Annotated in this window: 5 protein-coding genes; 2 read left to right on the top strand and 3 right to left on the bottom strand. The window is 38.9% G+C overall.

All coding sequences use genetic code 11. The features are described from left to right. The 3 genes from H5162_RS13405 to H5162_RS13395 all read right to left on the bottom strand — a co-directional run. Nucleotides 1–488: proline hydroxylase (locus H5162_RS13405; RefSeq protein ID WP_182760142.1), on the bottom strand; the 488-nt coding region annotated here is incomplete at its 3' end. A 65-nt stretch (nucleotides 489–553) separates the two neighbouring features. Further along, nucleotides 554–3,328 (bottom strand): TonB-dependent siderophore receptor, encoded by a 2,775-nt coding sequence (locus H5162_RS13400; RefSeq protein ID WP_182732449.1) that lies wholly within the window; start codon nucleotides 3,326–3,328, stop codon nucleotides 554–556. 279 nt (nucleotides 3,329–3,607) lie between these two features. Beyond that, nucleotides 3,608–5,998: a DNA polymerase II gene (locus H5162_RS13395; RefSeq protein WP_182778757.1), complete on the bottom strand. Its 2,391-nt coding sequence runs from the start codon at nucleotides 5,996–5,998 to the stop codon at nucleotides 3,608–3,610. A gap of 60 nt (nucleotides 5,999–6,058) precedes the next feature. On the opposite strand from H5162_RS13395, the gene dinG reads away from it, so the two are divergent. Together dinG and H5162_RS13385 are read left to right on the top strand one after the other, a co-directional pair. Further along, the gene (dinG, locus tag H5162_RS13390; RefSeq protein WP_182760144.1) at nucleotides 6,059–8,134 is read left to right on the top strand and encodes an ATP-dependent DNA helicase DinG; all 2,076 of its coding nucleotides are present in this window, start codon (nucleotides 6,059–6,061) and stop codon (nucleotides 8,132–8,134) included. Further along, nucleotides 8,134–8,910 carry a TSUP family transporter gene (locus H5162_RS13385; RefSeq protein WP_182718406.1) on the top strand — a complete coding sequence of 259 codons (777 nt, stop codon included), beginning with the start codon at nucleotides 8,134–8,136 and terminating at the stop codon, nucleotides 8,908–8,910. The genes dinG and H5162_RS13385 overlap by 1 nt, the downstream gene beginning before the upstream one ends. Nucleotide 8,911: the final 1 nt, after the last annotated feature.

Below are 8,911 nucleotides of genomic sequence, written 5' to 3'. Positions count from 1 at the left end.
GCAATAGCTCTACCTTCACTAGGTAGCACATCATTATGCCTTGTTAAAAAATTACCTGATATATAGCGTGTTACTTGTACACTTGCACTAATTACATTTTCATTACCAGTGATCTGTCGAATAAAATTAAGGCAAACATCTGAATTCAGATAATTAAAAAGAGCTTTATATAAAGAAAATTCTGTATTTTTATTGATATTATGTCGCCCATAAAAAAAGCCAATTCCATTTGAAGCATCTTTATAGATTGTCCTTTGGAGTTCTCTTTTTTCTTCTGTAGTCATACTCCCTAATTCACGATCTGAAGATTGAATATATTTACCATCTATAGCAAAAGCATTTAGAAAACTCGTCTTATTTTCGATCGCTTCGTGCAAAAGTGATGCACTTTCATCTGTCCATACGTCTGAGAGCATGACCCTTTTATTTTTCATATACTCTTCTTGTATACTCTCCAGCTTTTCACTTATATTTTTTAACTCAACCATTTTTTACCTCATAAAAAAAGCCACTCTAGAGTGGCTTTAAATTAAATTAAATTATTAATAATGCATTAAAATTTAATAGTTGCTCGTAAATATACAAAGCGATCCATATTTACATCATACTCAGTAACTGAGAAGTTGTTTGTAGAGATAGCTATATCGTTATTGCTATATTCTGGTGATGGTTCTTTAGCGAATAAATTCTCAATACCTAGTGTTAACTTAGTATTATAAGCATCTAATGCGTAGCCTACTGAAACATCATGTACAAAGTAAGAACCGATCTCCGCTGCCATACCTGGGTAGTTTTCAGCACCATATAAAACATCGTAATAGTTCTGTAAACGATCTACATAACGAGTTTGCCAATGAGCGTCAAAATCACCCATCGACCAATCAACTGCAAATGTACCTTTATATTCAGGGTAACCAGCATCACCATACTGAATCCCAACTTGATCTTCACCATCAAATTCATTCGTCATCACATATGACAAGTCTAGTGACGTTTTAAAGCTACCGTATTCAGTATCAAATTTATAGGCTGTAAAGAAGTCAATACCTTCTACGTTGTATGAACCTGAATTTTGTAGGAAGTTACGTAAATCAACAACATTACCGTTTGCATCGCGATCAATATAATCACAAGACTGAGCATTATCGCCTGTTGAACATTCATTCAGAAGTCTTGAAGCACCATAACGACCGATTGAGTTTGTAACTTCAATATCATAATAATCGATTGTGAATTCTAAACCATCAACATAACTTGGGTTATAAACAATACCAAATGTTTTTGATTCTGACTCTTCCGGCTTAAGATCTGGCGATGATACATTTGTAATACGAATTTGAGTATTTGCTTGTGCATAACCATCTGGTACACCAGCACAACCTGGAAGGTTAGGAACTGCACCCTCAACTGAATTACATGGATCTGTTAGTGTTGGATATGAATCAGCATTACCTGCATATAAATCCGAAATTGAAGGAGCTCTATAACCTTCAGCCCATGTACCACGAAGTAAAATGTCGTCGATTGGACGGTATTCTACACCCACTTTAGCAGTAGAGTTGCTACCATATGCACTGTGATCTGAGAATCGAATTGCTGGTGAAATAGTTAAGCCTTCAAGAACAGGAATTGATAGCTCAACATATGCCTCGTCTAAGCGGAAACCACCAGAAGTAGCATCACGTTGGTTACCTGACGTTTCACCACTTTGCGTTAGTGGATCTGGAGTATCATAACCAGTCTCTTCACGACGCTCTAAACCGATAGCCATACCAACTACACCAGCTGGTAATTCAAATGCATCACCCGCAAAGTTTACTGTATAATCTTTTAGCTCTAAACCTTCACGCGATACGCTATCAAACGTTACGAAATCAACCATTTCCGGTGTAATTGAACCAGCACCACCAAATAAGTTAAGCGGTACACATGACGTTGATGCGTTACAGTTATCACCAAGTGCCTGATTAATACGCGTTAAATTTAATAGACCTGTTGTTAATACGTCTTGGCTATTTTTACCGTATATATATGATGCATCCCAAACCCAAGATGTATCGCCAACATTACCCTCTAAACCAACCATTGCGCGGTATGTTGTATCATTTTGTTTGTAAATACGATTACCCGCTTCTACAAATCGACGTTGACCTGCATAAGGTACATATCCGTCAACACCAGAACGTGCGCCATCACCATATAAAGTTTCACCGAAAGGGTTATAGATATTATTTGCATGAATATCTACTTTACTTGCAGATGCACCAAAAGACGCACCAATAGTAAGTGGCATTGCAGCTAATAACTGAGATGACTCACGGTTTGTCATCATGAAATCAGATACTACTCTAAGATCATCAGAAAGGTCATAAAAAGCTTGTACGTACATACTATTACGTACTTGTGGAGTCGACAAATAGTTTTCTGGTGCATAGTTATACACATCACCACTGCGATCTCTGAATGAATCAATGCCTACACCTGAACCAGCACCATTTGGAACTAAATCGAAGCCAGCATTAGATTTTCCAGCGTTATTTTCAGTATAACCTTGAGCTAGCAAATCATTTCGAAGTGAATCTGAAATAGCACTAGATGTTAAACGAAGACGGCCTTTTTCTGTTGTTGAACTGTTACCCATTGATGAGATATCACGATCACCAGCCCAAATTTCAGCTTGAGTAACGTGGCTAAGGTTCATCATCAAGCCACCTTTATCAGAGGTGGTACCAATTGTTAAATCAGCTGAATATTGACGGCCATCGTTATATTTTAAGTTTTCACCACCATAAACTGAAAGCTCTGCACCTTCAAAATCTTTACGTGTGATGATGTTCACAACACCAGCTATCGCATCTGAACCGTAAATCGCTGATGCGCCATCTTTAACAACTTCAACACGTTCAATTGATGCTGCTGGAATGGTATTTAAATCAACTGTTGAACCTAAAGATGATATCCAACGTTTGCCATTCACTAAAACCAATAGACGCTGTGCGCCTAGGTTACGCAAATCCATGTTAGTTGAACCATTACCGCCATTATTAAATGCAGTATTCAATGCAGCACCTGCGGCAGGGATTTGCTGTAAGATATTACCGATACTGATCTGGCCACTTGCAGCAATATCTGAACGGTCTAGTACAAGTACAGGACTAGCACTTTCTAAATCGGTTCGTTTAATACGAGAACCAGTAACTTGGATACGTTCTACTTTATCAACACCTTCTTCTTCTGCTGCGAATGAAGTTGCTGAAAATGCAGCTGTTGATGCTGCACCAAAAGCGATCGCTAAGCGAACTGCCTTTGAAACTTTATTATTTAACATTTGATTCTCCCTGGACCACTATATTGTGGGTTATTTTTATTTAGTTTTTGTAAACTATCGCAACACTTAATGTTGCAACTGCACAATGATAGTAAACAAAAAAAACCAAGATGCCAACATTTGTTCACATTAATTTAATTTAAATGTGGGGTAAAATCGATAACATACTGAAAAAAGGTACTAAAACGACTAAAATAGCAACAGTGATATTTAAAACACTTTCCTATGTATACTTTTTAGCAACAAAAACAGCTCAATAATACCCATATTTGGAACTATCTAAAGGAGTTGTAATTGTATTTTATTAGACGAGTTAAAATCTTTATTAAAGGGAAGCAGGATCATTTGTGCGATTGGTTTGAGTTGTTTTTCTACATAAATTGCATAGTCATATTTTTGACTTGTCTGGGTTTGCTGCATGTTTGCATAGAGCTCTGCACCAATATGGGTGTACACATATTCAACAATTTGGCCTTTATTAATGACAAACTCAGGGTGAGTTGCTTGGTATTTTTTGACAGCTTGGACTTGAGGAGGGATGTTTTTTTGATAATCAGCCAAGTGTTGGCCGAGTTTTTTTCTGTATACGAGTTTGTCGTCAAATTCCCCAGCATACAAACGCGTAATGTAACTTTCAATAATCGGTGTTAACATTTCAACAGTAAAACTGTCGCTGAATAAAGTTTCAAACAGTTTGGTTTGAAATTCATGCGCTAATTCTGTCCAGTCACTTCGCACGGTTTCCATGCCTTTGAAAATTAGCTCTTTTTTATCTTCGCATTGTACCTGGCCAACATAACGTTTTTTTGAGCCGGTGGTTTTGCCACGGATAGTCGGCATAAAGAATGGGCTATAAAGTGTTTCGAATTCTATTTCTAAATAACTTTGTGTCGCAAAGCGCTGTTTTATTGTTTGCTGCCATTTTTCATTAATAGTATTCGCTAATTGCTTGCCAATTTCTTTGCAGTTATCTGAATCAAGTTCATCTGGTAGGCTCACAAATGTTGAATCGGTGTCACCATAAATAACAGTATAACCAAGCTCTTCGATCCACAGTCTGCTAGTTTGCATTATTTCATGACCACGCAAAGTAATAGAGCTTGATAAGCGTGGATCGTAAAAACGACACCCCTTTGAACCTAACACCCCATATAAACTGTTCATGATGATTTTTATAGCTTGCGATAGCATGGGCTGAGCAGTGTTTTTTGCATGTTGCCTTGATGAGGCTAACTTTTTTATTAAATTAGGAAGGTGATGCTCAGTGCGAGAAAAAAAAGCGTCTTTAAAACCTGCAATCGCGTTATCAGGCTCCTCTAAGCCGCGAATTAACCCAAGCGGATCAATACAAAACGTTTGCATAATCGATGGATACAAGCTTTTAAAATCCAACACGATAACATTTTTATAAAGCCCAGGAATTGACTCCATCACAAAACCACCAGGGCTTTCAAACGATAAGCCATGATCGCCTAGATTCGGTGCAACATAACCGCTTCGATGCAATAACGGTAAATATAAGTTAGTAAAAGCAGCCACTGAGCCACCCATTCGTTCTAACTCTAATCCTGTTAACTGCGTGCGAACAATAGCAAATTCAATGAGTTTTAACTTTGCAAATATACGATTAACTAACACACAATCTTGACGGTTATACGCCGCTAGCGAGAGTTTATCTTCATTATATTGACGAATAATTTCACTCAAGCGGTTATCGCTTTGGATTAACTTTTTCTCGCCTAGTATTTTATGGCTCACATTAGCCAGTGAGAAACTATCAAAATGATAAGTAGCATTTTTTAGCGTATCTATGCCATCGATAACACAGCGCCCAGGCAGAGTTAAACGGGTAAAATGTCCTTCTCTGATCTGTAATTGACCATTACCTCGACCCAATAATAATTTAACGCCAAGGGCATCCGCGCGTCGATTAAGTACATTAAAATCAAATTCAATGACGTTCCAACCAATAATAATGTCAGGATCTGCTTGTTGTACCAGCTGTTGTAATTGAGTCAGCAAATCAATTTCATCATGGCACCAATGAATAGTCTGTTCACTCTGTTGTGGCTCGCCAACCATAATAACGCAATCAATCCCCTCACCTACTAAACCAACTGAAAACAACACGCCTTCACCACTGCACTCAATATCCAATGACAGCGTTTTAAAACGTGGTTTATACGAATCAGCTGCTTTTAGCTGGGCATTGTCGATTTGGATAAAGCCAGCTTGTTGAGTAACGTCGCCTGTCACCCACACCCCACCTCGAATAAAACGCTCCATTAAAAAGCGATCGCTGTGGCGTACATCACCTTCATATACTGTGATCTGGTTTTCTAGGGGTTGGTTTTCTAAAAGCTGCCTTGCTTGATATAACGCTTGTGAGCTTGAAAAATAGCAAGCGATGCATTGTTCGCCACTAAAGTGTTTAATCGCAACGTCTTTAAATTCGACATTGATATTGTGCTTTGATAACAACTGAGCAGCTAAAGCACGTTGTTTTATTAAAATAAAAAATACCGCTTGTTGATTTGGCACTAACACTTTTATTGGACCGTGATCAGAGCTTAGCCAATAGCACAGTGTGATCCCGCTATGGCGGCTATACTTATCAGCAGAATATTGTTGCCTAGAAAGTATAAAGCCTTGATAGATTGCTTGTGTCAATGTTCGATCCCAATTAATATACAGCACTGTGATTATATACATACTTTAGGTTATTAACCCATGCTTTCTGATGCATTAAAAACAACGATAAGAAAAATTCACAAGCATGTGGCCGATAACCTCAGTGATTATCGCCCTCGCAGTAGCCAAAATTATTTAGTAGCCGAAATTGCAAAAACACTGGCGGGCGAGTACCACAAAAAACAGCGGATCTGCGTTATTGAAGCTGGTACTGGTACGGGTAAATCGCTGGCTTATTGTTTAGGTGCATTACCGCTGGCGCTTGCACAAAAAAAGAAGTTAATTATTTCTACTGCAACGGTAGCCCTTCAAGAGCAATTAATAAGTAAAGAACTCCCCTTTTTTAAAAAATATTCAGGCCTTGATTTCAAGTTTGATTTAGTCAAAGGCCGCCAGCGCTACCTATGTGCTCACAAGCTACATAATGCGGTTAATGGTGACAATCAAACACAAATGGACTTTATGCCCACCCTTACTTCGCCATTAAGTGCGATGGAAACTAAATGTTTGCAGCAACTCTATGATGCTTACACCAATAAAAAGTGGCAAGGCGATCGAGACAGCTGGGCAGATACTATCCCTGATCGCGTTTGGGGATTAATTGCTTGCGATAAACATGCTTGTCAAAGACAAATGAAAGCACATCAAACCTGCCCTTTTCAACTTGCTCGTCAACGCTTGATGCAAATGGATGTATTAGTGATTAACCATTCATTATTATTAGCTGATCTTGATTTAGGTGGCGGGAAAATTTTGCCCGAGCCAGATAATAGTATTTACGTTATTGATGAAGCTCATCATCTTGCTCATATTACGCGTGACTTTTCATCTGCCGCAGCGACGATTAAAGGCACCATTGATTGGCTTGATAAACTCACTAAATTTAGTGGCAAAATGGCCAAAGTATTAGTAGGTCAAAAAGCCATTGGGCAAAATTTTAAGCTCTGTGACAGTATTAATGATGCCAATAAAGACTTAAAAGTTGTTCGCGATATTTTGGATAATGCCGATTTTAACTATTCAAAAGACGATACATACCGATTTGAACATGGTGAAATACCTGAATCGTTACACGCTAAAGCCAAAGATATCAGCGAGGCGACCCTCGATGCTCTGCGCTGCTTAAATAAAATGCACGATACCTTAGTACAAGATGTCAGTGATGGTGATATCAAACCCTATGTTGCCGATCCTATTTTAGGCGAAAGCGGTCATTACATTAATCGTTTAGAGCAACTAAACAAACTTTGGTATAGCTACGCCACCAAGGGTGAAGGCACACCACATGCACGTTGGATAAAGCGTTTAGAATACAAAAACCATCACGACCATCTACTCAGCGATTGCCCTATTGAAGTTGGCTACTATTTAAAAGATAAACTGTGGCGACAATGTGCCGGTGCGGTTTTATGCTCAGCGACCCTGACTGCACTTGGTTCATTCGATCATTTTGCTTACGAAAGCGGTCTTACTAAAGAAGCAGGTGTAAAATACTTAAAAGTACCTTCTCCGTTTGATTATCCTAATCAAGCCACTTTGCACATACCAACATCACACATCGAGCCGACCGATAAAGAATTTAGTGATCATCTGGCCAAAGTATTGCCGGATCACTTAAATACGCAACATGCTAATTTAGTGTTGTTTGCGTCTTACTGGCAAATGGATCATGTAGTAAAAGCTTTGCGCGCTAAAAACCTCGACATTTTAGTACAAGGTGAAATGTCGCGTGAAGCACTGTTAAAGCAACATACAAAGAATATAGATGCGGGTAAAGGCAGTATTTTATTTGGCACACAAAGCTTATCCGAAGGACTCGACTTACCGGGTAAATACCTTGAGAACTTAGTGATCACTAAAATTCCATTCGCGGTACCCACCTCCCCCATTGAAGAGGCACAAGCAGAATTTGTACAAAGTAAAGGGGGTAATCCGTTTTTATCTATCACGGTGCCTGATGCGGCTAAGAAATTAGTGCAAAGCTGTGGTAGACTGCTGCGTAAAGAGAACGATCAAGGGCGCATTACAATCCTAGATCGCCGTTTAGTGACCAAGCGATATGGCAAAGCCATGCTTGACACATTACCACCCTTTAAAAGACAAATAGATTATTAATGTTTGAACTTGCACTAGACCCAACAACCTGGGCACTTCTTTGCGCAGTGGCACTTGCCGCAGGCTTTATAGACGCAATAGCCGGTGGTGGTGGCATGTTAACCGTGCCAGCACTTTTAACAGCAGGATTGCCGCCCCATTTAACACTTGGCACTAACAAATTAGCCGCTAGCTTTGGCTCACTCACCGCAAGTGTTACTTACTTCCGTAAGCAATTATTTAATCCTCAATTTTGGGCAGCGTCAATTATAGCAACCGCCATTGGTGCTTTACTTGGTACCCTTATTGTTGACTACCTGAGTATTGAATTTTTAAACAAACTACTGCCTATTGTTATCATTATGGTAGCCTGCTACAGCTTATTTGGCAGTTTAAGTACGGTAGAACATGATCAATTACCACCATTGAACAAAACAACTAAAATAAAACAATGGCTACAAGGCTTAAGCTTAGGCTTTTTTGATGGCTTGGCAGGCCCTGGGACCGGGACTTTTTGGACTGCATCAAATAGTTTACTCTACAAAATGAGTTTACTGCTAAACTGTGGTTTAGCCCGTTCAATGAATTTTGTGTCAAATTTTGTATCACTGATCACTTTTGTAGCGCTTGGTCATGTTAACTTTTTACTCGGCATCACAATGGGCTTCTTTTTGATGTTTGGAGCCTGGCTTGGAGCTCATTCAGCAATTCGGTTTGGCAGTAAGTTTATTCGTCCTGTTTTTAATACTGTGGTGATAATTTTAGCGTTAAAACTAATTTACGAGGCTTATTTATAAA

It is taken from the genome of Pseudoalteromonas sp. SR41-8, from assembly GCF_014163915.1.
Classification (GTDB): Bacteria; Pseudomonadota; Gammaproteobacteria; order Enterobacterales; family Alteromonadaceae; genus Pseudoalteromonas; species Pseudoalteromonas rhizosphaerae.
This window is presented reverse-complemented; position numbering and strand designations above follow the sequence as displayed.

Coding starts and splice junctions, on each gene's coding strand:
- H5162_RS13400 (WP_182732449.1), bottom strand. CDS start 3,328: ATGTTAAATAATAAAGTTTCAAAGGCAGTTCGCTTAGCGATCGCTTTT.
- dinG (WP_182760144.1), top strand. CDS start 6,059: ATGCTTTCTGATGCATTAAAAACAACGATAAGAAAAATTCACAAGCAT.
- H5162_RS13385 (WP_182718406.1), top strand. CDS start 8,134: ATGTTTGAACTTGCACTAGACCCAACAACCTGGGCACTTCTTTGCGCA.